Source organism: Lysinibacillus sp. BNK-21, assembly GCF_048684915.1.
Classification (GTDB): Bacteria; Bacillota; Bacilli; order Bacillales_A; family Planococcaceae; genus Lysinibacillus; species Lysinibacillus capsici.
This window is the reverse complement of sequence record NZ_JBLQTS010000001.1, coordinates 4,712,360-4,733,099: the sequence shown is the minus strand read 5'-3', so window position 1 is coordinate 4,733,099 and position 20,740 is coordinate 4,712,360. Positions and strand designations below refer to the sequence as shown.

General features: G+C 39.4%; 34 protein-coding genes and 1 pseudogene. All 35 read right to left on the bottom strand.

Annotation, left to right across the window (positions count from 1 at the left end; all coding sequences use genetic code 11):
- Positions 1-38: 38 nt before the first annotated feature.
- The 35 genes and pseudogenes from rplQ to ACMGGO_RS23545 all read right to left on the bottom strand — a co-directional run bounded on the left by rplQ (position 39) and on the right by ACMGGO_RS23545 (position 20,719).
- On the bottom strand, positions 39-419 hold the full coding sequence (rplQ, locus tag ACMGGO_RS23715) for a 50S ribosomal protein L17 (protein WP_008181938.1): 381 nt from the start codon (positions 417-419) through the stop codon (positions 39-41).
- Between the two features lie 57 nt (positions 420-476).
- Positions 477-1,421 carry a DNA-directed RNA polymerase subunit alpha gene (locus tag ACMGGO_RS23710; RefSeq protein WP_004233733.1) on the bottom strand — a complete coding sequence of 315 codons (945 nt, stop codon included), beginning with the start codon at positions 1,419-1,421 and terminating at the stop codon, positions 477-479.
- A gap of 139 nt (positions 1,422-1,560) precedes the next feature.
- On the bottom strand, positions 1,561-1,950 hold the full coding sequence (rpsK, locus tag ACMGGO_RS23705; RefSeq protein WP_004233731.1) for a 30S ribosomal protein S11: 390 nt from the start codon (positions 1,948-1,950) through the stop codon (positions 1,561-1,563).
- Between the two features lie 25 nt (positions 1,951-1,975).
- Entirely contained in the window at positions 1,976-2,341 is a 366-nt protein-coding gene (gene rpsM, locus ACMGGO_RS23700) for a 30S ribosomal protein S13 (RefSeq protein ID WP_004233729.1), read from the bottom strand.
- A gap of 24 nt (positions 2,342-2,365) precedes the next feature.
- Positions 2,366-2,479 carry a 50S ribosomal protein L36 gene (gene rpmJ / locus ACMGGO_RS23695; RefSeq protein WP_000868344.1) on the bottom strand — a complete coding sequence of 38 codons (114 nt, stop codon included), beginning with the start codon at positions 2,477-2,479 and terminating at the stop codon, positions 2,366-2,368.
- Positions 2,480-2,516: 37 nt separating this feature from the next.
- Complete coding sequence (infA, locus tag ACMGGO_RS23690) at positions 2,517-2,735, bottom strand: translation initiation factor IF-1 (protein ID WP_004233690.1); 219 nt, start codon at positions 2,733-2,735, stop codon at positions 2,517-2,519.
- A gap of 86 nt (positions 2,736-2,821) precedes the next feature.
- Positions 2,822-2,899 (bottom strand): annotated as a pseudogene (locus ACMGGO_RS23685) (type I methionyl aminopeptidase); the annotation flags it as partial.
- A gap of 249 nt (positions 2,900-3,148) precedes the next feature.
- On the bottom strand, positions 3,149-3,802 hold the full coding sequence (locus ACMGGO_RS23680) for an adenylate kinase (RefSeq protein ID WP_004233689.1): 654 nt from the start codon (positions 3,800-3,802) through the stop codon (positions 3,149-3,151).
- A 70-nt stretch (positions 3,803-3,872) separates the two neighbouring features.
- Positions 3,873-5,168, bottom strand: a complete 1,296-nt coding sequence (gene secY / locus ACMGGO_RS23675; RefSeq protein ID WP_004233672.1) for a preprotein translocase subunit SecY — start codon at positions 5,166-5,168, stop codon at positions 3,873-3,875.
- Entirely contained in the window at positions 5,168-5,608 is a 441-nt protein-coding gene (gene rplO / locus ACMGGO_RS23670; protein ID WP_004233670.1) for a 50S ribosomal protein L15, read from the bottom strand. The genes secY and rplO overlap by 1 nt, the downstream gene beginning before the upstream one ends.
- Before the next feature lie 34 nt (positions 5,609-5,642).
- On the bottom strand, positions 5,643-5,825 hold the full coding sequence (rpmD, locus tag ACMGGO_RS23665; RefSeq protein WP_004233668.1) for a 50S ribosomal protein L30: 183 nt from the start codon (positions 5,823-5,825) through the stop codon (positions 5,643-5,645).
- Positions 5,826-5,838: 13 nt separating this feature from the next.
- Positions 5,839-6,342 carry a 30S ribosomal protein S5 gene (gene rpsE / locus ACMGGO_RS23660; RefSeq protein WP_004233664.1) on the bottom strand — a complete coding sequence of 168 codons (504 nt, stop codon included), beginning with the start codon at positions 6,340-6,342 and terminating at the stop codon, positions 5,839-5,841.
- Positions 6,343-6,363: 21 nt separating this feature from the next.
- On the bottom strand, positions 6,364-6,723 hold the full coding sequence (gene rplR / locus ACMGGO_RS23655; protein WP_004233662.1) for a 50S ribosomal protein L18: 360 nt from the start codon (positions 6,721-6,723) through the stop codon (positions 6,364-6,366).
- A 32-nt stretch (positions 6,724-6,755) separates the two neighbouring features.
- Complete coding sequence (gene rplF / locus ACMGGO_RS23650; RefSeq protein ID WP_004233660.1) at positions 6,756-7,295, bottom strand: 50S ribosomal protein L6; 540 nt, start codon at positions 7,293-7,295, stop codon at positions 6,756-6,758.
- A 30-nt stretch (positions 7,296-7,325) separates the two neighbouring features.
- A complete protein-coding gene (gene rpsH / locus ACMGGO_RS23645) occupies positions 7,326-7,724 on the bottom strand; it encodes a 30S ribosomal protein S8 (protein ID WP_004233658.1) in 399 nt (132 codons plus the stop codon).
- A 29-nt stretch (positions 7,725-7,753) separates the two neighbouring features.
- Positions 7,754-7,939: a type Z 30S ribosomal protein S14 gene (locus ACMGGO_RS23640; protein ID WP_004233656.1), complete on the bottom strand. Its 186-nt coding sequence runs from the start codon at positions 7,937-7,939 to the stop codon at positions 7,754-7,756.
- Positions 7,940-7,960: 21 nt separating this feature from the next.
- Positions 7,961-8,500: a 50S ribosomal protein L5 gene (gene rplE, locus ACMGGO_RS23635; protein WP_004233654.1), complete on the bottom strand. Its 540-nt coding sequence runs from the start codon at positions 8,498-8,500 to the stop codon at positions 7,961-7,963.
- A 28-nt stretch (positions 8,501-8,528) separates the two neighbouring features.
- Complete coding sequence (gene rplX / locus ACMGGO_RS23630; RefSeq protein WP_004233652.1) at positions 8,529-8,837, bottom strand: 50S ribosomal protein L24; 309 nt, start codon at positions 8,835-8,837, stop codon at positions 8,529-8,531.
- A gap of 35 nt (positions 8,838-8,872) precedes the next feature.
- The gene (rplN, locus tag ACMGGO_RS23625; RefSeq protein WP_004233650.1) at positions 8,873-9,241 is read right to left on the bottom strand and encodes a 50S ribosomal protein L14; all 369 of its coding nucleotides are present in this window, start codon (positions 9,239-9,241) and stop codon (positions 8,873-8,875) included.
- Between the two features lie 43 nt (positions 9,242-9,284).
- Complete coding sequence (gene rpsQ, locus ACMGGO_RS23620) at positions 9,285-9,548, bottom strand: 30S ribosomal protein S17 (RefSeq protein WP_004233648.1); 264 nt, start codon at positions 9,546-9,548, stop codon at positions 9,285-9,287.
- A gap of 18 nt (positions 9,549-9,566) precedes the next feature.
- Positions 9,567-9,767 (bottom strand): 50S ribosomal protein L29, encoded by a 201-nt coding sequence (gene rpmC, locus ACMGGO_RS23615; RefSeq protein WP_004233646.1) that lies wholly within the window; start codon positions 9,765-9,767, stop codon positions 9,567-9,569.
- Positions 9,757-10,191 (bottom strand): 50S ribosomal protein L16, encoded by a 435-nt coding sequence (gene rplP / locus ACMGGO_RS23610; protein ID WP_004233644.1) that lies wholly within the window; start codon positions 10,189-10,191, stop codon positions 9,757-9,759. The genes rpmC and rplP overlap by 11 nt, the downstream gene beginning before the upstream one ends.
- Before the next feature lies 1 nt (position 10,192).
- On the bottom strand, positions 10,193-10,846 hold the full coding sequence (rpsC, locus tag ACMGGO_RS23605) for a 30S ribosomal protein S3 (RefSeq protein ID WP_004233642.1): 654 nt from the start codon (positions 10,844-10,846) through the stop codon (positions 10,193-10,195).
- Positions 10,847-10,849: 3 nt separating this feature from the next.
- On the bottom strand, positions 10,850-11,194 hold the full coding sequence (rplV, locus tag ACMGGO_RS23600) for a 50S ribosomal protein L22 (RefSeq protein ID WP_004233639.1): 345 nt from the start codon (positions 11,192-11,194) through the stop codon (positions 10,850-10,852).
- Positions 11,195-11,216: 22 nt separating this feature from the next.
- Positions 11,217-11,495 (bottom strand): 30S ribosomal protein S19, encoded by a 279-nt coding sequence (gene rpsS / locus ACMGGO_RS23595; protein WP_004233637.1) that lies wholly within the window; start codon positions 11,493-11,495, stop codon positions 11,217-11,219.
- 60 nt (positions 11,496-11,555) lie between these two features.
- Positions 11,556-12,386, bottom strand: coding sequence for a 50S ribosomal protein L2 (rplB, locus tag ACMGGO_RS23590; protein ID WP_009373990.1), 831 nt, complete (start codon positions 12,384-12,386; stop codon positions 11,556-11,558).
- A 47-nt stretch (positions 12,387-12,433) separates the two neighbouring features.
- Entirely contained in the window at positions 12,434-12,718 is a 285-nt protein-coding gene (gene rplW, locus ACMGGO_RS23585) for a 50S ribosomal protein L23 (RefSeq protein WP_004233628.1), read from the bottom strand.
- Positions 12,718-13,341, bottom strand: a complete 624-nt coding sequence (gene rplD, locus ACMGGO_RS23580; RefSeq protein WP_004233626.1) for a 50S ribosomal protein L4 — start codon at positions 13,339-13,341, stop codon at positions 12,718-12,720. Before rplD ends, rplW begins: the two co-directional genes overlap by 1 nt.
- A 26-nt stretch (positions 13,342-13,367) precedes the next feature.
- A complete protein-coding gene (gene rplC, locus ACMGGO_RS23575; protein ID WP_004233625.1) occupies positions 13,368-13,997 on the bottom strand; it encodes a 50S ribosomal protein L3 in 630 nt (209 codons plus the stop codon).
- Between the two features lie 45 nt (positions 13,998-14,042).
- The gene (gene rpsJ / locus ACMGGO_RS23570; protein WP_004233624.1) at positions 14,043-14,351 is read right to left on the bottom strand and encodes a 30S ribosomal protein S10; all 309 of its coding nucleotides are present in this window, start codon (positions 14,349-14,351) and stop codon (positions 14,043-14,045) included.
- A 357-nt stretch (positions 14,352-14,708) separates the two neighbouring features.
- Positions 14,709-16,019 (bottom strand): Na+/H+ antiporter family protein, encoded by a 1,311-nt coding sequence (locus tag ACMGGO_RS23565; protein WP_420282302.1) that lies wholly within the window; start codon positions 16,017-16,019, stop codon positions 14,709-14,711.
- Positions 16,020-16,179: 160 nt separating this feature from the next.
- Positions 16,180-18,159: an FtsX-like permease family protein gene (locus ACMGGO_RS23560; RefSeq protein WP_066038309.1), complete on the bottom strand. Its 1,980-nt coding sequence runs from the start codon at positions 18,157-18,159 to the stop codon at positions 16,180-16,182.
- A complete protein-coding gene (locus ACMGGO_RS23555) occupies positions 18,149-18,910 on the bottom strand; it encodes an ABC transporter ATP-binding protein (RefSeq protein WP_048395566.1) in 762 nt (253 codons plus the stop codon). Before ACMGGO_RS23555 ends, ACMGGO_RS23560 begins: the two co-directional genes overlap by 11 nt.
- Before the next feature lie 96 nt (positions 18,911-19,006).
- Positions 19,007-20,023, bottom strand: coding sequence for a sensor histidine kinase (locus ACMGGO_RS23550; protein ID WP_420282301.1), 1,017 nt, complete (start codon positions 20,021-20,023; stop codon positions 19,007-19,009).
- Between the two features lie 15 nt (positions 20,024-20,038).
- Positions 20,039-20,719 (bottom strand): response regulator transcription factor, encoded by a 681-nt coding sequence (locus tag ACMGGO_RS23545; RefSeq protein WP_081010943.1) that lies wholly within the window; start codon positions 20,717-20,719, stop codon positions 20,039-20,041.
- Positions 20,720-20,740 lie beyond the last annotated feature (21 nt).

Here is a 20,740-nt window from a genome sequence, read left to right as displayed (position 1 = left end):
TGATTCCCACCCTCTTCACCACAAGTTTTCTCTTATGATTAAACTAGTTCAATCACAACAACAGGTGCACCGTCGCCACGACGAGGACCTACTTTAAGAATACGAGTGTAACCACCTTGACGCTCAGCATAACGTGGTGCAACATCATCAAATAACTTTTGAAGTGCAAATGATGTTGATTCGTTACCTTCTGCATCAGTCGTTGTTACTAGTTCACGACGGATAAATGCAGCAGCTTGACGGCGTGCATGTAAATCTCCGCGTTTACCTAAAGTAATCATTTTTTCAACAGCTTTACGTACTTCTTTAGCGCGAGCCTCAGTAGTTTCGATACGCTCGTTGATGATTAAATCAGTAGCTAAGTCACGTAACATCGCTTTACGTTGAGAACTTGTACGACCAAGTTTTCTGTAACCCATGGATGTTTCCCTCCTTTATAGAAAAAAATCTGATCTTGTTAGTTGTGTTTAAATCGCTTAGTCTTCTTTGCGTAATCCTAAACCAAGCTCTTCTAACTTCGCTTTTACTTCTTCTAATGACTTGCGTCCAAGGTTACGAACTTTCATCATGTCGTCTTCTGATTTATTCGCAAGTTCTAGTACTGTATTAATACCAGCGCGTTTTAAACAGTTATAAGAACGAACAGAAAGATCAAGCTCTTCGATAGTCATCTCTAAAACTTTTTCTTTTTGATCTTCTTCTTTTTCGACCATGATTTCAGCAGTTTGTGCCTCATCTGTCATGCCAACGAAGATGTTAAGATGCTCGGTTAAAATTTTTGCTCCGAGCGAAATCGCCTCTTTCGGACCGATGCTGCCATCTGTCCACACATCAAGAGAAAGTTTGTCGTAGTCAGAAGACTGACCAACACGAGTATTTTCCACTTGGAAATTGACGCGTGATACTGGAGTGTAAATAGAGTCGATCGGGATCACGCCGATAGGAAGATCCTCACGTTTGTTTTGATCAGCAGGAGTGTAACCACGGCCGCGTTGTGCATACATACGCATACGTAAATGACCGTTTTTAGCGATTGTTGCAATATATAGATCTGGGTTTAAAATTTCTACGTCACTGTCATGTGTAATGTCAGCAGCCGTAACTGTACCATCGCCTTTAACATCAATCTCAATAACTTTTTCTTCGTCAGAGTAGATTTTAAGAGCTAGTTTTTTCACGTTCAAAATGATTGAAGCTACATCTTCTACTACGCCTTCTACAGTTGAGAATTCGTGAAGAACACCATCAATTTGAATTGAAGTGACAGCAGCTCCTGGTAATGAAGACAGAAGGATACGACGTAAAGAATTACCCAAAGTGTTTCCATATCCGCGTTCAAGCGGTTCTACAACAAACTTTCCATATTTGGAATCTTCGCTGATCTCCACCGTTTCAATCTTTGGTTTTTCAATTTCGATCATTTTATTTACCCTCCTTCAAAACATCGAATGTATAGGTTCTTTCCATCATAGATTCGATCGTCAATGACGTATCGTTTATTATCTGCACAAGACAGTCTGTACAAAAAATGATGTTCTCATACAATATGAGACGCACCCATTACACGCGACGACGTTTTGGCGGACGGCAACCATTATGAGGAACTGGAGTAACGTCTTTAATAGCAGTTACTTCTAAACCAGCAGCTTGAAGTGCACGAATAGCAGCTTCACGACCAGCACCAGGACCTTTAACAGTTACTTCCAACGTTTTCAGACCATGTTCAAGGGATGTTTTAGCAGCAGTTTCTGCAGCCATTTGAGCAGCGAATGGTGTAGATTTACGTGAACCACGGAAACCAAGAGCACCAGCACTTGACCAAGATACAGCGTTACCTTGCATATCTGTAATCGTTACGATTGTATTGTTAAATGTAGAACGAATGTGTGCGATACCAGATTCGATATTCTTTTTCACACGACGTTTACGAGTTTGTTGTTTACGAGCCATGTTAAGAAGGAACCTCCTTTACCAATTATTTTTTCTTGTTCGCAACTGTTTTACGAGGACCTTTACGCGTACGCGCATTGTTCTTCGTATTTTGACCACGAACAGGTAAGCCACGACGGTGACGGATACCACGGAATGAACCGATTTCCATCAGACGTTTAATATTTAATGAAGTTTCGCGACGTAAGTCACCTTCAAGTTTGTATGAATCTAATTGTTCACGGATTTTGTTTAACTCATCTTCAGTTAAGTCGCGTACGCGTGTATCTTCTGAAATACCTGCATCAGCTAGTACTTTCTGAGCTGTAGTTTTACCAATACCGAAAATGTACGTTAATGAAATTACCACGCGTTTGTCGCGAGGAATATCAACACCAGCAATACGTGCCATGTACGTTGTGCACCTCCTTTAGAATTAACCTTGTTTTTGTTTATGTTTAGGATTTTCACAGATTACCATTACTTTACCGCGTCGGCGAATTACTTTACATTTTTCGCAGATCGGTTTCACAGATGGTCTCACTTTCATCTAACCTAACCTCCTTAGTAGTCCGGAGCGCAAAAGATTATTTAAAACGGTATGTGATACGACCGCGAGTTAAATCATAAGGAGATAACTCAATAGTAACCTTATCTCCAGGTAGAATACGGATAAAGTGCATACGAATCTTACCAGATACGTGTGCTAGAATCACATGTCCATTTTCTAATTCTACCTTAAACATCGCGTTTGGCAAAGTCTCAACAACTGTCCCTTCGACTTCAATTACATCATCTTTCGCCATCTACTCTGTCTCCTCTCTATATGCAAATTAAAGTTCTCATCGTTACATCAAACGGATATCTGCTGCAACTTTAGAAGCAACCTCGTTTCAACATATGTTTGGATTGTATGAGAGATGTTTGAAAGACGCTCGTCTGGTTTCGCTTCACACAATCCACGGAATATACAGAACCAGTAAGGGCACTGAATCTCCCATGTTTACACGAATACCGGAATGTCTTGGATGAGATATTCATACCCGTTACACAGATGCTTCCACGAAACCCATTATACTCCTCCAAAAGGTATGTTGCACTTTTAAGAAGAAATATATACCGGGCACAATATGCTTTTGCAACTCTCAAAAAAATTATGTTTCGTTGTTGCTCCCGCATGCCTCCCGCGGAAGCAGTACTCTGCGCCCGGAGCCGGGTATCAGCTGCGGCTGCTCTGTAATAGAGCATCAAGATCAGCAAACACTTTGTTAATATCTTGCTGTCCATCTATATTAGTTAACACGCCTTTAGCTTGATAGAAATCAAGTAGAGGTTGTGCTTGTTTCATATTTACTTCCAGACGGTTCGCAACCGTTTCAGGATTATCATCTGCACGTGTATAAAGCTCGCCACCATCTTTATCACATTTCCCTTCCTCAGCAGGAGGATTGAAAATTAAATGATAGGATGTACCACAAGTTTTACAAATACGTCTACCTGAAAGACGAGCAATTAACTCATCCTTTTCAACTTGAATGTTTAATGTATGCTCAATAGCTTTACCTAGGTCAGCAAGAATGCTATCTAAGGCTTCAGCTTGAGGAACAGTACGTGGGAAACCATCTAATAAGAATCCTTTTTCACAATCAGGTTTAGCCAGTCGCTCACGAACAATACCAATCGTTACTTCATCAGGTACAAGTGCACCTTGATCCATAAACGACTTAGCTTGTAAGCCTAGTTCAGTACCTTCTTTAATTGCAGCACGGAACATATCGCCTGTAGAAATATGAGGAATTGCGTACTTCTCAACAATTTTATCTGCCTGCGTACCTTTACCAGCACCTGGCAGACCCATTAAAACGATATTCATTAGGAAATATTCCTCCCACAAAAGGTTTGCTGATTAAAGGAAACGATGGAACGTTCCCTAAAAACCAACATTATTTCATAAAGCCTTTGTAGTGACGTTTAACAAGTTGAGATTCTAGCTGCTTCATCGTTTCGAGCGCTACGCCGACTACGATAATAATACTAGTACCACCGATCTGCACTGAGGCAGGTAGATTCATAAAGTTTATGAATATAACCGGCATTACTGAAATAACAGTTAAGAAAATCGCGCCGACAAATGTCAGACGATATAACACGCTTGTTAAATACGTTTGAGTGTTTTCACCAGGACGAATACCTGGAATATAAGCACCTTGCTTTTTCAAGTTATCTGCCACATTTTCTGGATTCACTTGTACGAATGCATAGAAATATGTGAATGCGATGATTAATGCCACATAAATAATCATTCCAACAGGTTTTGTATGATCAAACGTGTTATTAATGAAAGTAGTAACATTATTTTCACCGAAGAACGGAACTAACGTACGAGGTGTCATCAGAAACGCTGAAGCAAAGATTACAGGAATAACCCCTGCAGCATTTACTTTTAACGGTAAATGAGTTTGTTGACCACCAGTTTGTTGATTTCGCCCAGTAACTCGTTTTGCATATTGAATTGGAATTTTACGTAGTGCTTGTTGCACGTAGATAACTCCAATAACAACCGCAAGCAAGATTAAAACAAGTAGACCAAGGATAATTAGGTTGATAAATAGCTTATCACCCGCACCCTCTATTTGTTGTGCATAGATTTGGTTGATACCTGTAGGTAATGCCGCAACGATACCTGCGAAGATTACAACAGAAATACCATTACCAACGCCATGCGCAGTAATTTGATCAGCAAGCCATACTAGGAATGCTGTACCCGCTGTTAATACAATAGAGATTATAACATATGTTAAAACTCCTTCTTCCTTAATCAATGACCCGCCATACATTCTATTAAAACCAAATGACATCGCGAATGATTGAATAAAAGCAAGAATAATAGTAAAGTAGCGTGTAAATTGCGCAAGTTTACGTCTTCCGACTTCACCTTGCTTTGCCCACTCAGCAAACTTCGGTACTACGTCCATTTGCAATAACTGAACAATAATTGAGGCTGTGATGTAAGGCATAATCCCCATTGCAAAGATGGAGAAGTTCTTTAAAGCACCACCGCCAAAAGTATTCAGGAAACCAACGAGGTTAAACTCATCAGTTGCCTTTAATACATTAGCGTCAACGTTAGGTACTGGAATGAAAGTTCCAATACGAAAAACGATTAACATTAAAAGTGTGAAAATGATTTTATTTCTTATATCTCGAACACGCATAAAGTTAGAGATTGTCTGAAACATTAAATCACCTCAGTAGTTCCGCCGGCATTCTCGATTGCTTCTTTCGCTGAAGCTGAGAATTTATGAGCTTTGACAGTAAGCTTTTTATTAAGAGTTCCGTTGCCTAGAACTTTAATTCCAGCTTTTTCATTGCTCACTAGACCAGTTTCAAGTAATAATGCAGCAGTTACCTCTGCACCGTCTTCGAAACGGTTTAAAGCATCAAGGTTAACGATCGCGTATTCTTTACGGTTAATGTTCGTAAAGCCACGTTTTGGTAAACGACGGAATAATGGGTTCTGACCGCCTTCAAAGCCTGGGCGTACACCGCCACCAGAACGAGCGTTTTGACCTTTATGACCTTTACCTGCTGTTTTACCGTTACCAGAACCGATACCACGACCAACGCGGTTGCGTTGCTTACGAGAACCTTCTGCTGGTTTTAACTCATGCAGTTTCATAGTGGGTGGCACCTCCTTGTTCAATAATTGGAAATTAAATTTCTTTTACAGTAACTAAGTGAGCTACTTTATCAAGCATACCGCGAGTAGCTGCGTTATCAGCTTTCTCTACAGTTTGGTGTAATTTACGTAAACCTAAAGCTTCAACAGTTTTGCGTTGTGCAGGTTTAGTACCAATCACAGATTTAGTAAGGGTGATTTCTAATTTGTTAGCCATTATCTTTCCCCCCTTATCCTAATAGTTCTTCCACTGATTTACCACGTAATTTAGCTACGTCCTCTACGCGTTTTAATTCAGTTAAACCTTGAATTGTTGCACGCACCATGTTGATTGGTGTGTTAGATCCAAGTGATTTTGAAAGAATATCAGTAATACCAGCAAGTTCTAGTACAGCACGTACTGGACCACCAGCGATAACCCCTGTACCAGGAGCAGCAGGTTTGATTAGGATTTCTCCTGCACCAAAGCGACCTTGCACTAAGTGTGGAGTTGTTCCACCTACGCGTGGCACTTCGATTAAGTTTTTCTTCGCATCTTCAACAGCTTTGCGGATAGCATCTGGCACCTCTTGAGCTTTACCAGTACCGAAACCTACATGACCGTTTCTATCGCCAACTACAACTAATGCTGTGAAGCGGAAGCGACGTCCACCTTTAACAACTTTAGCAACGCGGTTAATAGTAACTACGCGTTCTTCAAGTTCTCCAAGTTTGTTTGCGTCAATACGACTCATGAAATGTGTCCCTCCTTCTTATTAAAATTCTAAACCGTTCTCACGTGCAGCTTCAGCTAAAGCTTTAACACGTCCATGATATAAGTAACCACCACGGTCAAATACTACAGCAGTAATATTTTTTTCCGCAGCGCGTTTTGCGATTGTTTCACCGACTTTAGTTGCTGCGTCAACATTGCTACCAGCACCTTCGAAACCATTTTCTTGAGAAGATGCGCTAACAATTGTTACGCCTGCTACGTCATCGATAAGTTGCGCGTAAATGTTCTTGTTAGAACGGAATACGTTTAAGCGTGGACGCTGAGCAGTACCCGAAATTTTAGAACGAACGCGAGCATGACGTTTTTTACGAACCTGATTTTTATCTTGTTTCGTAATCACAAGGGTCACTCCTTTCTAATGCTTAAGCTGCATTATTTACCTGTTTTACCTTCTTTACGACGAACATATTCGCCTTCATAACGAATACCTTTACCTTTATAAGGCTCTGGTGGACGAACGTCACGGATGTTAGATGCAAGAGCACCAACGCGTTCTTTGCTGATACCTTTAACGATGATCTTTGTGTTTGAAGGAACTTCAATTTGTAGACCATCTTCAGGTGTGAACTCTACTGGATGAGAGTAACCTACGTTAAGTACAAGTTTATTACCTTGTAATTGCGCACGGTAACCAACACCGATAAGTTCTAAAGCTTTTTCGAAACCTGCAGAAACACCAGTAACCATGTTCGCAAGAAGCGCACGAGTAGTACCGTGGTTTGTGCGGTGTTCTTTTGAATCAGAAGGACGTACTACAGTGATTACGTTACCCTCTTGCTCAATTTTCATATCTTGGTGGAAAGAACGAACAAGTTCGCCTTTAGGACCTTTAACAGTAACAGTGTTGTTTGCATCAACAGTAACAGTTACGTTAGCAGGTACCTCGATAATTTTTTTACCTACACGAGACATTTAGCTGCACCTCCATTCATTTATTGCTAATTACCAAACGTATGCTAGAATTTCTCCGCCAACTTGTTTAGCGCGAGCTTCTTTATCTGTTAATAAACCTTGTGAAGTTGACACTAAAGCGATACCTAGACCGTTCAATACTTTAGGTACTTCATTTGTTTTAGCATATACACGTAAACCAGGTTTAGAAATACGTTTTAAGCCAGTGATAACGCGCTCGTTATCTTTTCCATATTTTAAGAAAATACGGATGATACCTTGTTTGTTGTCTTCCACGTATTCTACGTCACGTACGAAACCTTCACGCTTTAAAATTTCAGCGATTTCTTTTTTCACGTTGGAAGCTGGTACTTCTAACTTCTCGTGACGAACCATGTTCGCATTACGAATGCGAGTAAGCATATCTGCAATCGGATCAGTCATTGTCATTACATTTACCTCCTTCCCAAATTAGGGGATTACCAGCTGGCTTTTTTCACGCCAGGAATTTGTCCCTTATATGCAAGTTCTCGGAAACAAATACGGCAAAGTTTGAATTTGCGATATACTGAATGTGGACGACCACAGCGTTCACAACGTGTATACTCTTGCACTTTAAACTTTTGCTTACGTTGTTGTTTAACGATCATAGATTTTTTAGCCACGTTTTCGCCCTCCTTGTTTGATTACTTTTGGAACGGCATACCGAATTGTGTCAATAACTCGCGAGCTTCTTCGTCAGAGTTCGCTGTCGTTACGATCACGATGTCCATACCGCGTACTTTTGAAACTTTATCGTAATCGATTTCTGGGAAAATTAATTGTTCTTTAACACCTAGTGTGTAGTTACCGCGACCATCGAATGCTTTTTTAGAAACACCACGGAAGTCACGTACACGAGGTAGTGAGATAGAAATTAATTTGTCCAAGAATTCATACATACGCTCACCGCGTAATGTAACTTTAGCACCGATAGGCATACCTTCACGAAGACGGAAACCTGCGATCGATTTTTTAGCTTTAGTTACTACTGGTTTTTGACCAGTGATAATTGTTAATTCTTCAACAGCTGCATCTAACGCTTTAGAGTTTTGAACTGCATCACCAACACCCATGTTGATAACGATTTTCTCAACTTTCGGTAGTTGCATAACTGATTTATATCCAAATTTGCTCATAAGAGCTGGAGAAACTTCATTTAAATATTTTTCTTTTAGGCGGCTCATGTGTGTACCTCCCTTCTATTTATACTAATTAGTCGATTACTGCACCTGATTTTTTTGCTACACGAACTTTTTTACCGTTTTCGATTTTATAACCTACACGAGTCGGCTCGCCAGATTTAGGATCGATTAGCATTACGTTCGAAACGTGAATTGCAGCCTCTTGGCTAACAATACCACCTTGTGGATTCAATTGGTTAGGTTTAACGTGTTTTTTCACGATGTTCACACCTTCAACAAGAACGCGATCTTGTTTTGGGAAAGCAGCAAGGATTACGCCTTCTTTGCCTTTATCCTTACCAGTGATTACCTTAACCTTGTCACCTTTTTTTACATGCATGCTGTCGCACCTCCTTGATTGGCACTGTCATGAAATTAAAGAACTTCTGGAGCTAGAGAAACGATTTTCATGAAGTTGCTGTCACGTAGTTCACGTGCAACAGGTCCGAAAATACGAGTTCCGCGTGGTGATTTATCATCACGAATAATTACACAAGCATTTTCATCAAATTTGATGTACGTGCCGTCTTTACGACGAACGCCTGATTTAGTACGAACGATAACAGCTTTAACAACGTCACCCTTCTTGACAACGCCACCTGGTGTTGCTTTCTTAACTGTACAAACAACGATATCACCGATGTTAGCAGTTTTACGGCCAGAGCCACCAAGCACTTTAATTGTAAGAACTTCACGTGCACCTGAGTTGTCAGCAACTTTCATACGACTTTCTTGTTGGATCACTTAGGTTACCTCCCTTCGGAAATTGGTTGTTCCGAAATAGTTATTAAATAATAACCGCTTTTTCTACAACTTCTACTAGACGGAAACGTTTAGTAGCTGATAGCGGGCGAGTTTCCATGATACGTACGATATCACCGATTTTCGCTGTGTTTAACTCATCATGAGCTTTAAACTTTTTAGAGTATTTTACACGCTTACCATAAAGCTTGTGCTTTTTGTAAGTTTCAACTAAAACAGTAACAGTTTTGTCCATTTTATCTGAAACAACGCGGCCCGTGTAAACTTTGCGTTGATTGCGCTCAGTCATACTTGAAAACCTCCTTTATCAGTTATTTGCACTGATTTCTCTTTCACGAATAACAGTTTTCATACGCGCGATTGCTTTACGCACTTCACGAATACGAGCTGTGTTTTCTAATTGACCAGTCGCCAATTGGAAGCGAAGGTTGAAAAGCTCTTCTTTCAGTGATTTCACTTTTAATTCTATTTCAGAAGTAGCAAGGTCACGGATTTCATTAGCTTTCATTAGATTCACCACCAGTTTCTTGACGTTTTACGATCTTACATTTAACAGGAAGTTTGTGTGATGCTAAACGAAGTGCTTCACGTGCAACTTCTTCAGATACGCCAGCAATTTCGAACATTACTTTTCCTGGTTTAACTACTGCTACCCAACCTTCAGGAGAACCTTTACCAGAACCCATGCGGACTTCTAGAGGTTTTTTAGTGTAAGGTTTATGTGGGAAGATTTTAATCCAAACTTTACCGCCACGTTTCATGTAACGAGTCATCGCGATACGAGCAGATTCGATTTGACGGTTAGTAATCCAGCTAGCAGTTTGAGCTTGTAAGCCCCATTCGCCGAAAGTTACTTCTTTACCGCCTTTCGCTTCGCCACGCATGTTGCCGCGGTGTTCACGACGGTATTTAACGCGTTTAGGCAATAACATATTATTTGCCTCCTTCCACAGATTTCTTCGTAGGAAGAACTTCACCACGGTAGATCCATACTTTAACGCCTAATTTACCGTAAGTAGTATCAGCTTCTGCGTGTGCATAATCGATGTCAGCACGTAGAGTATGAAGTGGAACAGTTCCTTCACTATAGTGTTCAGCACGCGCGATATCAGCGCCACCTAAACGACCAGATACTTGTGTTTTAATTCCTTTTGCACCAGCGCGGATTGTGCGTTGGATCGCTTGCTTTTGCGCACGACGGAATGATACACGATTTTCTAATTGACGAGCGATGTTTTCAGCTACTAGACGAGCGTCAAGATCTGCACGTTTGATTTCAATGATGTTGATGTGTACACGTTTACCAGTTAAATCGCTAAGGTATTTACGAAGATTTTCAACTTCAGTACCACCTTTACCGATTACCATACCTGGTTTCGCAGTGTGAATTGTAATGTTTACACGGTTTGCAGCACGTTCGATTTCTACTTTAGAAACTGAAGCGTCTTTAAGAGCCGTTTCAATATATTTACGCACTTTGATGTCTTCGTGAAGTAGAGTTGCATAGTCTTTTTCAGCGTACCATTTTGACTCCCAGTCACGAATAATACCAACGCGTAGTCCTATTGGATGTACTTTTTGACCCACGGATTAACCCTCCTTCTTCTCAGATACCACTAGAGTAATGTGGCTTGTGCGTTTGTTAATTGCGCTTGCACGTCCTTGTGCACGTGGACGGAAACGTTTTAAAGTTGGACCTTCGTCAACGAATACTTCAGAAACTACTAAAGAGTTGATGTCAAGATCGTAGTTGTGCTCAGCGTTAGCAACTGCAGATTTTAATACTTTCTCAACGACTGGAGACGCCGCTTTTGGAGTATGACGTAAAATTGCAACTGCTTCACCAACTTGCTTACCTCGGATTAAGTCTACAACTAGACGTACTTTGCGAGGAGCAATGCGTACTGTACGAGCGATAGCTTTAGCTTGTGTCATTAGGATTTACCTCCTCTCAAAATTAGCGTCTTGTTTTCTTGTCGTCTGCACCGTGACCTTTATAAGTACGTGTCGGTGCGAACTCACCAAGTTTATGGCCTACCATATCTTCTGTTACGTATACAGGAACATGTTTACGTCCATCATATACAGCAATCGTTAAACCGATGAAGTTCGGGAAGATTGTAGAACGGCGTGACCAAGTTTTGATAACTTGTTTTTTCTCAGAAGCCTCTTGCGCTTCCACTTTTTTCATTAAGTGGTCATCGACAAAAGGTCCTTTTTTCAAGCTGCGACCCATGTAGGAACCTCCCTCCGTGATTCCACCACGGCTCTCACATAGAACCGTAGTTTAACCACTTTATTTTTTACGACTACGGATGATAAATTTATCCGATTTGTTTTTCTTCTTGCGAGTTTTGTAACCAAGTGCTGGTTTACCCCAAGGAGTCATTGGTGATTTACGTCCGATTGGAGAACGTCCTTCACCACCACCGTGTGGGTGATCGTTAGGGTTCATTACAGAACCACGAACTTCTGGGCGTTTACCTAACCAACGGCTACGACCTGCTTTACCGATGTGTACAAGTTCGTGTTGTTCGTTACCAACTTGACCGATTGTAGCGCGGCAAGTAGCTAAAACTAAACGTACTTCACCAGATTGTAAACGAACGATAACGTACTTATCTTCACGACCAAGTACTTGCGCAGAAGTACCAGCTGAACGTACTAATTGTCCGCCTTTACCAGGTTTTAACTCGATGTTATGGATTGTAGTACCCATTGGAATGTTTGCTAATGGTAAAGTGTTACCTACTTTAATATCAGCATCTGGACCAGAAACGATTGTTTGACCAACCTCTAGACCTTTTGGTGCTAAGATGTAAGCTTTTGCTCCATCAGCGTAGTTGATTAATGCGATATTCGCAGAACGGTTTGGATCATATTCAATAGTAGCAACTTTTGCCGGAATGCCATCTTTAACACGTTTGAAATCGATAACACGGTATTGCTTCTTATGACCACCACCATGATGACGAACAGTGATTTTACCTTGGTTGTTACGACCAGCTTTGCGTTTAGTTGGTTCAAGCAATGATTTCTCAGGCTTGTTAGTTGTAATTTCCGCAAAGTCTAATGACGTCATGTTACGACGACCATTAGAGGTAGGTTTATACTTTTTAATCGCCATTGTGTTTTCCCTCCTTCTTGAGTGTTCAAATCATAAATCCGTTAGGATTACATTTCGAATAATTCAATTTCTTTGCTATCAGCAGTTAGTTTAACGATCGCTTTACGACGTTTGTTAGTGTAACCACCGTAACGGCCTACGCGTTTGAATTTACCTTTGTAGTTAAGAACGTTTACTTTCTCAACTTTTACGCCAAAGATTTCTTCTACAGCGTCTTTTACTTGAGTTTTGTTAGCGCGAGTGTCTACTTCGAAAGTATACTTTTTCTCTGCCATAAGTTCTGAAGAACGCTCAGTAATGACCGGACGTTTTAAAATATCACGTGCTTCCATTATCCAAGCACCTCCTCAACTTTTTCTACTGCAGACTTAGTGAATACAACTTTATCATGACCTAATAGATCAAGAACGTTGATTCCGTTTGCAGTTAAAACTGTTACACCTGGGATGTTACGAGCAGATAATGCTACGTTTTCATCTAGGTCAGCAGTTACGAATAAAGATTTTTTCTCTAAAGAAAGATCTTTAAGGATTTTTGTGAATTCTTTTGTTTTTGGTGCTGCTAGAGTTAGAGCATCAAGAACTAAGAAGTTTTGTTCTACTACTTTAGCTGATAAAGCAGATTTAAGAGCTAAACGACGAACTTTTTTAGGTAATTTATAAGAATAGCTACGTGGAGTAGGACCGAATACGATACCACCGCCGCGCCATTGTGGAGAACGGATAGAACCTTGACGAGCACGACCAGTTCCTTTTTGACGCCATGGTTTACGACCACCACCAGCAACTTCAGAACGGTTTTTAACCTTGTGATTACCTTGACGAAGAGAAGCGCGTTGAGCAACTACTGCGTCGAATAATACTGCTTCATTTGGCTCGATTCCGAAGATCGCATCGTTTAATTCGATTTCACCAACTGAAGCACCTGTTTGACTAAGTACAGATACTTTTGTCATTCCTGTTTCCTCCTTTCCTTAAGTGATTACTTAGCTTTAATTGCAGTTTTTACTGTAACTAGAGCTTTTTTAGAACCAGGAACATTACCTTTAACAAGTAGTAAGTTACGATCTGTGTCAACTTTCACGATTTCTAAGTTTTGGATTGTAACTACATTGCCACCCATTTGACCAGGTAATTTCTTTTGTTTGAATACGCGGTTCGGAGCAACTGGACCCATTGAACCAGGACGACGGTGGTAACGAGAACCGTGGGCCATAGGACCACGAGATTGTCCGTGGCGTTTGATAACACCTTGGAAACCTTTACCTTTAGTAACTCCTGTTACATCGATTACATCGCCTTCTGCGAAAATTTCTACTTTGACTTCTTGACCAACTTCGTATTCTTCCACGTTCACGTTGCGGAATTCACGAATGAAGCGCTTAGGAGCAGTGTTCGCTTTTGCTACGTGACCTTGTTCTGGTTTGTTAGAAAGCTTAACGCGCTTGTCTTCGAAACCAACTTGAATTGCTTCGTAGCCGTCTGTTTCAACAGTTTTCTTTTGAAGAACTACGTTTGGAGTAGCTTCGATAACTGTTACCGGGATTAAATCGCCGTTTTCAGCGAAAACTTGTGTCATACCAATTTTTCTACCTAAGATTCCTTTAGCCATTTGTCACACCTCCTGTAAGTTTTAAAAGTTATATTGTTTTTACCATTAAAGTTTGATTTCGATATCAACGCCAGATGGTAAATCAAGTTTCATTAACGCGTCAACAGTTTGTGGTGTTGGGTTAACGATATCGATCAGACGTTTATGCGTACGCATTTCGAATTGTTCACGAGAATCTTTGTACTTGTGAACCGCACGAAGAATTGTGTACACAGACTTCTCAGTTGGAAGTGGAATCGGACCTGATACACTTGCACCTGAACGTTTTGCAGTTTCCACAATTTTCTCAGCAGATTGATCTAAAATACGGTGATCATACGCTTTTAAACGAATACGAATCTTTTGTTTTGCCATTATTTTCCCTCCTTCTCGCCTATTTTCTAGACATTCTCCACGAAAATTTTCCCACACACCGCCATGGCAAAGCGGCCGGGTGTGTCGGCAACCTCTCGCTTCATCGCAGTCAAAGACCAACATTCAACATTATATACAATAAAAAAAGAATAAGCAAGTCTTTTCGCTAAATTCTTTTAAATGTTGCAGATATTCTTAGTACTACTATTTCTTCGCTTTATTAAGCCGTTTATTAGTATATAAAATTTCTATACATATTGCAACACTTAAGGTTGTCATATCAACATTTTCGCACATTTCAAATAACTCAAAAAAGAAAAAAGTAGTTTCTATATAATTATAGAAACTACCTCCTTATTATAGAAAGAACACACAAGCAATCCAACCAAACAGGATTAGTGGTATGTTAATGAAAATAAACGTAGGAACACAGGTATCCCAAATATGATGATGCTGGCCATCAACATTAAGGCCTGCTGTTGGCCCTAATGTAGAATCGGATGCTGGAGAACCTGCGTCTCCTAAAGCACCAGCTGTACCGATTAAGCATAATATCGCTAAAGGACTCATATCTAAACCTTGTGCTAGCGGAACAAATAGTGTCGCGATTATAGGCACTGTAGCGAAGGACGAACCAATCCCCATCGTCACAACTAATCCTATGACTAACATGATGAAGACAGCAAGACTTCTATTTCCTTCTAATACAGTGAGTGAATCTGTAATTAAGCTGTCCACATCACCTGTTGCATTGATTACCGCCGCAAAACCATTTGCCGCAATCATAACAAAGCCAATAAAGGCCATCATCTTCATTCCTTCAGAAAGAATATCATCTGCTTCTCTCCATTTAAGAGCACCTGTAAAATACATAATCATAATACCTGCAAACGAGCCTACAATCATTGAGTCTGTTAACACTTGAGCGCATAGTGATATTACTAGTGCCAGAGCTGTAGAAAACATAATGAATTTGCTGACGTTTACATTTAAAGATTCCGTCTCCACTTCACTATGCTTATAATGTCTTGGTTTGCGGTATACAGCGAAGGCAATTATCAATCCGATTAGCATTCCTAATACGGGAATACCCATTGCTGCAGGGACATCACGTGAAGAAACAGCCATTCCTGCCTCTGACACTTGTGTAGCAACGATATCTTGAAAGATTGCTCCAAAACCAGCAGGTACAAAACTATAAGTACCAATTAAGCCTACTGCAATCAACGTTGCAATTATACGTCGATCGACTTCTAGCATATTTAAAATCTTTAAAATAGGAGGTATTAATAATGGAATGAAGGCAATATGAATAGGAATAACATTTTGAGATAAAATAGACATCACAAAAATAAGGAAGAAAATTAATACCTTCACAAGTCCTTTTCTATTACTTTCACCCTTTAATATTTTTAACATCCCGGCTATCATTAATTCGGGTATTCCTGTTTTGGCAATGGCGATTGCAAAACCACCAAGTAAGCCATAACTTAATGCAATGGTTGCTCCTGCTCCTAATCCCTCTGTAAATGATTGGACTGTTGACTCAATTCCCATCCCACTAGTTAGACCACCTACAAATGCTCCTAGAACTAACGAGAGAACTACATTGATGCGAAGCAAGCTTAATATTAACATAACGGCAACAGCCGCAATTACTGCATTCATTGTTACACTCTACTTTCATACACTAAATTACTAACATGTTAAACTTTATTATTCTGATAATTGAAAGTCAAGGTTTTTTGTAACTTCTATATTTTTTGCACTAAAAAAACAGTGTCAATGATAACCACCACACTGTTTCCGAGTTTCCCCTTATTTAATATTACAACGACTGACGTACAACCTTTTTATAGTAGCCTACCGATAGAATAGCAAAAATCGTATATAAAGCTATATAACAGCACATTGCAATCCACAAGGGAGCTGTTAACTCTGTCCCAAATAAAAACCATCCTGACTTAACAGCAAAGTAGCTATGCAATAACCCAATAACTAGTGGAACACCGAAATTAAAGGCCTGTTTCATATAAATACCCTTCATGATATCTTTTTCAGCAAAACCAATCTTTCGTAGGATTGTATAGGAATCACGTTCTTCCTCCGCCTCAGACATTTGTTTAAAGTATAGAATACTACCTGTGGTCATTAAAAACGCTAACCCTAAAAACGCTGTTGTAAAGATGGTAAGACCCAATGATTCAATATTGTCTTTACGTTTTCCTTCATAGGATGATTGTGTATATTGCTTTGTCTTCCCTTTATCATCTACAGCCGTAATAATACCTGCATTTGATTGAATATATAATTTTTCTGCTGTTGCAATATCTTCGTTAGATTTTAAAGTAATTGTTGTTTGATGATGCCAAGGATAAAGAGCTGCCTGTGTAGTTAAACTTTTAAACATATCATCTGTCACAACAAAGATAGGTCCACCACCCCCAGCCGTTACAATACCACTTATCACGCTTTTATCGTGGATATCAACGACATGAAAAGTTTCTTCAAGTTCTCCTGCAGATACTACTAAATCATGATCTTTCTCTAACGGGAACATTTCAGCCATATAACCACCATAGTTTGTCAAGATAACCTCATTCCCTGAAAGCTTAGCCTCAGGAACACTCTGCTGGTAATCTGAAAGCGGAATGGTATAAATTGTGCCTTCCATTGTATATAAAGGGTTATCCTGCTGTTTTTTAGACATCAATTGACCTACAGCAGCGGTTACTCCCTGAAGACGGTAGTCAATTTTATCATAAGCAATATTATTTTCCTCTAACTTCTCTAAAAATTCCTCCCCTTGCTCTTCAAGCAATATGAAATCACCAGGTACTTGGCTATATGCAGATGCTTCCGAGGAGTAGTAGGCGATATAGGAAAGAGTCGTCACGCCTAGAGAAACGCCTGTTAACACGGTGATTAGCGTTAATGACTTTGCATTGCTCTTCATGCGATGCATGATGGGCGTTAATGCTAATACATCCTTTATGGATAAATGCCCTTTTTTCTTTAGGCGAATAGTATTCATAATAAATGCTACAGAGAAACGAAAAACAAGGAATGTTCCACCAATTGTAGTAGCTAAAATAATTATCATATTGATAAATAAATTACCAGCAGATTCGATATCGAACAACTTTGTCGATGCATAGTAGCCATAAACAATCAGTATAAGACCCAAAAAGCCAATAACCATCTGGAACGCACTAAAGCGTCTCACACGCTCATCTGCTTGTTTTGCTGCACTAAATAATGATAACAATGACACATGATGAATCATCCAAGCCATCTGTATAAGAACGATGATCAATAAGATAGTAAATACAATCATCGACTGCAGTAAAGCTTGTGTACTAAAAGTCATGGTTACGAGAGCTTCTTTTTCAAGCACACGAAGCAAAATCATTGCAAACACACGAGAGCTAAAGAAGCCTGCCAACATACCTATAATAACGGCTCCAACAAATAAGAGAATGTTTTCAACCGCTAATAAACGCACGATTAGCCCCTTAGTCATGCCGATCAGTTGATACAAACCTATTTCCTTACTACGACGCTTCATAAATAAATGGTTTGCATACAGAACGAAGAATAAAACGATAAAATAAAGAATATAAGTTGCTGCCTTAAATCCGGCCGTAGCTGTTCCACTCATTTGAACAGCAGCCCACACCTCCGTATTATTTTGCAAGGTGACAAACGAAAAGTATAAGGTAACACTAAAAATAAGTGCAAAGAAATATAGATAGTAGTGCTTCATATTTTTCTTCATACTTCGAAGTACTAACTTACTAAGACTCATACCCGTCACCGCCTAGCACACTTTGTGTATGCATGATTTCTTTGAAAAAGGCCTGCCTTGTTTTATCGCCCTTATAAAGTTCACTATAGATAAGGCCATCCTTTAGAAATAACACACGTGTACAGAAACTTGCAGCTACAGCATCGTGTGTAACCATCATAATTGTCGCTTCTTTTGTTTCATTTATATTTTGTAGATTTTGAAGCAGGGCTGTAGCTGATTTAGAATCTAGTGCACCAGTGGGCTCGTCTGCAAATACCAATGACGGATTGGTAATAAGTGCACGTGCAGCAGAGGTACGCTGTTTTTGTCCACCTGATATTTCGTTGGGGTATTTATTTAAAATTTCCGTGATTCCCAACAAAGAAGTGAGTTCCTTCACTCGACTTTCGGCAACAGCTTTTGGTAACTTACTGATGGCTAACGGTAGAAGAATATTTTCTTTTACTGTCAAGGTATCTAATAAATTATAGTCTTGAAATATAAATCCCAGCTGCTCTCTTCGGAAGTTTGCTAAAGCCTTTTCTTTCATACCACGTAAACTATGACCGTTTATCTCAATAACACCTTCTGTCGCAAAGTCAATTGAGCATAAGACATTTAAAAGCGTTGTTTTACCAGAGCCAGAAGGTCCCATAATACCTACAAATTCTCCTCTATTCACTTCTACATCAATACCCTTTAATACTTCCTGAGCCGTTGATTTTTTTCCATACACTTTCTTTATTTTACGTCCTATTAAAACTGTCACTTCATAACGCCCCTTTCTATAGTTCAAGTGTACCCTGTCAAACCTAATCATTCGTGCGTTTTACATGACAATATAAAAAGGTAGGTGACATTTTCGTCATCTACCTGTTAGTTTCGCATATTCATTTTGTAAGGGGAAACGTAGTGTAAATAGCGAGCCTTCACCAACTTTAGATTGAACATTAATACGAATACCAATTTTATGGGCTACATTAGATGCTAAATAGAGACCCATACCTGTAGATTGAGAGGATTCCCTTCCCGCTGTTCCTGTATAAGATTTTTGAAAAATCCTAGGTAAATCGTCTAAAGGTATACCCCTACCTATATCTTTAATATGTAGTAATGTTGCACCTGTAGAATCATGTTCTGTAAAGATTGTTATCTCAGAATTTACTGGGCTATACTTGATGGCATTCGAAAGAATTTGTCGAATAATAAAAGTTAGCCACTTGCCATCTGTCATAACCATCTCTGTCAGTTCACCAATTTCAAAGCCAATGCCTTTTTCAAGACACCAAGCTTGCATAGCTCGGATTTCTTTATAAATAATGGGCTTCAGTTCAATCTCATTTAAATAATTATCTTTTTCAATAGCGTATAATCTTGTTTGATGCAGTTGTTGATCAACCAAAAGATGTAGTCTTAGCCATTCATTCTCTAATTTTCGACGTAGCTGTAAATCCTCAATATGTTCAAACATTAAATTAATGGCAGTTAAAGGTGCTTTTACTTCATGGACCCAAGCTAATAGTTCATCAGAATGTTCTTGTATCTGCACTTTGGCTTGATTTAACTCTAAATTCTTTTCAAAAAATGCATCCTCCATTTTTCGAAAGTATACTTCTTGAAAAGGAGATAAAGCTAAACTATTTCTATGTGCATCATCAAGGTGGCTATCCATATTTCCCAGGAAATCTTTTAATTTCCCAACTTCGATGACATAGCGACACCAAAAAAAGAGTATAAAACATACAAGTAAACTAACGTTTACATACCAAATAGAAACCCCATTTAAACCAACATCTAAAGAAAACAGCACATTTAGAATTATCAGAGTAAAAATAAAAAATCCTATCCAAGCAAAGCGTTCTCTAATAAATAATAATAACAATTCCCCTCACATCCCTCAGCATACTGCCATATAACCAAGTCCCTTTTTTGTTAGTATTACCTCATGTAAACCAATATCCTCTAGCTTTGTACGTAACCGATTAACGTTTACAGACAAAGTATTATCGTTTACGAAACGTTCGTCATCCCATAGTTTTCTCATTAGCTCGTCTCTTGAAACGATATGATTAGCCTGCTCCACTAATATTCTTAAAATAAAAAGTTCATTTTTTGTTAAAGAAGCAATGGTACCATTATACATAATTTCACTTCTCGCATAATCAATTATGGCATCGTTAAAACGTGTAACATCCATTTTTTCTTCAACGTAATCATAGGTTCTACGTAAAATAGCCTGTGCTTTTGCGAGTAAAACTTCCATATGAAAAGGCTTTTGAATAAAATCATCAGCCCCCATTTGCATAGCCATCACCATATCCATCGGGTGATCTCGGGAAGAAAGAAAAAGGATTGGCACTTTGGATAAATGACGAATTTCACGACACCAATGAAAGCCGTCATAGGCAGGCAATTGAATATCAATTAGCACGAGATGGGGCTTCTCCTCTATAAAGTCATCCATCACCTTCTGAAAATTTTTAGGTCCAACCACGTTTAGTGACCACTGCTCAAAACGTTCTTGAATCATGCTAAAAATAGAAGGATCATCTTCAATCAGCAAAATTTTCATGTCCATACTCAGTTCCCCTTTCCCTTT

Bases quoted from the DNA above. Each gene is read 5' to 3' on its own strand.
- rplQ (WP_008181938.1), bottom strand. From the start codon at position 419: ATGGGTTACAGAAAACTTGGTCGTACAAGTTCTCAACGTAAAGCGATG.
- ACMGGO_RS23710 (WP_004233733.1), bottom strand. From the start codon at position 1,421: ATGATCGAAATTGAAAAACCAAAGATTGAAACGGTGGAGATCAGCGAA.
- rpsK (WP_004233731.1), bottom strand. From the start codon at position 1,950: ATGGCTCGTAAACAACAAACTCGTAAACGTCGTGTGAAAAAGAATATC.
- rpsM (WP_004233729.1), bottom strand. From the start codon at position 2,341: ATGGCACGTATTGCTGGTGTTGATATTCCTCGCGACAAACGCGTGGTA.
- rpmJ (WP_000868344.1), bottom strand. From the start codon at position 2,479: ATGAAAGTGAGACCATCTGTGAAACCGATCTGCGAAAAATGTAAAGTA.
- infA (WP_004233690.1), bottom strand. From the start codon at position 2,735: ATGGCGAAAGATGATGTAATTGAAGTCGAAGGGACAGTTGTTGAGACT.
- ACMGGO_RS23680 (WP_004233689.1), bottom strand. From the start codon at position 3,802: ATGAATATCGTTTTAATGGGTCTGCCAGGTGCTGGTAAAGGTACGCAG.
- secY (WP_004233672.1), bottom strand. From the start codon at position 5,168: ATGTTTCAGACAATCTCTAACTTTATGCGTGTTCGAGATATAAGAAAT.
- rplO (WP_004233670.1), bottom strand. From the start codon at position 5,608: ATGAAACTGCATGAGTTAAAACCAGCAGAAGGTTCTCGTAAGCAACGC.
- rpmD (WP_004233668.1), bottom strand. From the start codon at position 5,825: ATGGCTAACAAATTAGAAATCACCCTTACTAAATCTGTGATTGGTACT.
- rpsE (WP_004233664.1), bottom strand. From the start codon at position 6,342: ATGAGTCGTATTGACGCAAACAAACTTGGAGAACTTGAAGAACGCGTA.
- rplF (WP_004233660.1), bottom strand. From the start codon at position 7,295: ATGTCTCGTGTAGGTAAAAAAATTATCGAGGTACCTGCTAACGTAACT.
- rpsH (WP_004233658.1), bottom strand. From the start codon at position 7,724: ATGACAATGACTGATCCGATTGCAGATATGCTTACTCGCATTCGTAAT.
- rplE (WP_004233654.1), bottom strand. From the start codon at position 8,500: ATGAGCCGCCTAAAAGAAAAATATTTAAATGAAGTTTCTCCAGCTCTT.
- rplX (WP_004233652.1), bottom strand. From the start codon at position 8,837: ATGCATGTAAAAAAAGGTGACAAGGTTAAGGTAATCACTGGTAAGGAT.
- rpsQ (WP_004233648.1), bottom strand. From the start codon at position 9,548: ATGACTGAGCGCAATCAACGCAAAGTTTACACGGGCCGCGTTGTTTCA.
- rpmC (WP_004233646.1), bottom strand. From the start codon at position 9,767: ATGAAAGCTAATGAAATCCGTGACCTTGCTACTTCTGAAATAGAATTA.
- rplP (WP_004233644.1), bottom strand. From the start codon at position 10,191: ATGTTATTGCCTAAACGCGTTAAATACCGTCGTGAACACCGCGGCAAC.
- rplV (WP_004233639.1), bottom strand. From the start codon at position 11,194: ATGACACAAGCTAAAGCTATCGCTCGTACAGTACGCATTGCTCCTCGC.
- rpsS (WP_004233637.1), bottom strand. From the start codon at position 11,495: ATGGGTCGCAGCTTGAAAAAAGGACCTTTTGTCGATGACCACTTAATG.
- rplB (WP_009373990.1), bottom strand. From the start codon at position 12,386: ATGGCGATTAAAAAGTATAAACCTACCTCTAATGGTCGTCGTAACATG.
- rplW (WP_004233628.1), bottom strand. From the start codon at position 12,718: ATGGAAGCACGTGATATTTTAAAACGTCCGGTCATTACTGAGCGTTCT.
- rplD (WP_004233626.1), bottom strand. From the start codon at position 13,341: ATGACAAAAGTATCTGTACTTAGTCAAACAGGTGCTTCAGTTGGTGAA.
- rplC (WP_004233625.1), bottom strand. From the start codon at position 13,997: ATGGCTAAAGGAATCTTAGGTAGAAAAATTGGTATGACACAAGTTTTC.
- rpsJ (WP_004233624.1), bottom strand. From the start codon at position 14,351: ATGGCAAAACAAAAGATTCGTATTCGTTTAAAAGCGTATGATCACCGT.
- ACMGGO_RS23565 (WP_420282302.1), bottom strand. From the start codon at position 16,019: ATGAATGCAGTAATTGCGGCTGTTGCCGTTATGTTAATATTAAGCTTG.
- ACMGGO_RS23560 (WP_066038309.1), bottom strand. From the start codon at position 18,159: ATGAGTCTTAGTAAGTTAGTACTTCGAAGTATGAAGAAAAATATGAAG.
- ACMGGO_RS23545 (WP_081010943.1), bottom strand. From the start codon at position 20,719: ATGGACATGAAAATTTTGCTGATTGAAGATGATCCTTCTATTTTTAGC.